The organism is Leifsonia sp. NPDC058194, from assembly GCF_042883605.1.
GTDB lineage: Bacteria > Actinomycetota > Actinomycetes > Actinomycetales > Microbacteriaceae > Leifsonia.
Genome location: NZ_JBHVVL010000011.1, coordinates 1 through 1,288 on the forward strand (window position 1 = coordinate 1; position 1,288 = coordinate 1,288).

Here is a 1,288-nt window from a genome sequence, read left to right on the forward strand (position 1 = left end):
ATAAGACTTCGCCTCGAACTCATCAGGGTTCAGTCCCACTCGACTCCATCGTCCCTGACGAATCTCAGTGACCAGGTTTGCCGTCGCCATCCCAGAGCGCAGGTTCACCCACACACCGGGGCGTGATCGAGCCTGCTCGGCCTTCTTCCCATACTCTTCAGAGATAGCAAACACGGTGGCCATCTCTCAACCCTGGTTCTGCGCTGCGTACCACTGACGCTTGAGGTCGGGGTCATCGTGATACTCAGCCAGCATGGTGAGCAATGCCTCTGCCGTACCGGTGAACTTGTAGATCGGCCAGCCACCTCCTGAACCCGACTCGTTGACCAGCTCGAAGCCCACCCCGAACTTGGCAGCGTACTCGGCTACCTCCGCGTCACGGTCCTCCACGTACGCCATGTCCAGCTGTGCACTGTACTCGCCGGTGCTGGGGTCCAGCGTCAGGGGCTGCTCGTAGGTCGGCATATCTCGTTCTCCTCGTCTCGAACTCTCTATAGCTATAGTATAACTATTCTGCATGGGGTACCAGCCCCGCCCTTCGCGCTCTTGAACACCTCTGCACGCTATACTCATCTCCAGAGCTTCTGCTCTATCACCAGGGGGAGAATCCGAATGAGCGCTGAGTGCAATGACCCGAACTGCACCCGTAGTACCAACGACCCTTCCGGTCTGTGCTGGCAACATCGACGTTCGCCATCCAACCTGGATATCTCTGCGTTGGACTCAACTCCACCGGCTGTACCGCTACCCGCCCACTCTCCATCGGCCAAGCTACTGGCGGAGTTGCTCGATGCCGCCGACTCGATCCGCTCCGCTAGGGATACCCAGTCTTGGTTGGACCATCGCTTCGCTGAGCTCAACTCTACCGACCCCATCGTTCTTGTCGCATCGTTGCGTGGCTATCGCTCTGAGGGTCAGCACAAGATCGTGGTGCCGGTGAGCGCCATCTCTCAGGTGGACGACTCTCCGAAGTGGGGAGTGATCGACAATCGAACGGACACCTTTAACTACCTGGCCGACTCTCTGGTGGAAGCCAGTGACAACGACTCCCTCTCTGGATGGATCGCTGATCGTGGTCGCCTGGAACTCTTCTCCGTCCCAGGCTCTCATGGCCCTCTCTACTACGCAGTAGGCGCACGTCACCGTGCCCACATGATGAAGGCATTCCGAATCACTCACTGGCCCGCCATCGTCACTTCAGGCGTTCTACTTCAGCCGGGTGAAGAGGTCAGCTTTATCCACCAGTACCCGCGCACCTCTGTAGAGGAACTCAACGCTGCCAGGGAGC

General features: G+C 58.6%; 3 protein-coding genes. 1 reads left to right on the forward strand and 2 read right to left on the reverse strand.

Translation table 11 applies throughout. The features are described from left to right. Positions 1-183 (reverse strand): hypothetical protein (locus ACFVU2_RS21320; RefSeq protein WP_387878773.1); only part of this gene is annotated, 183 nt, incomplete at its 3' end. Between the two features lie 3 nt (positions 184-186). Then, positions 187-465 carry a hypothetical protein gene (locus ACFVU2_RS21325; protein ID WP_387878775.1) on the reverse strand — a complete coding sequence of 93 codons (279 nt, stop codon included), beginning with the start codon at positions 463-465 and terminating at the stop codon, positions 187-189. A 369-nt stretch (positions 466-834) separates the two neighbouring features. On the opposite strand from ACFVU2_RS21325, the gene ACFVU2_RS21330 reads away from it, so the two are divergent. Next, on the forward strand, positions 835-1,288 hold a 454-nt coding region (locus tag ACFVU2_RS21330; protein WP_387878777.1), incomplete at its 3' end, for a hypothetical protein.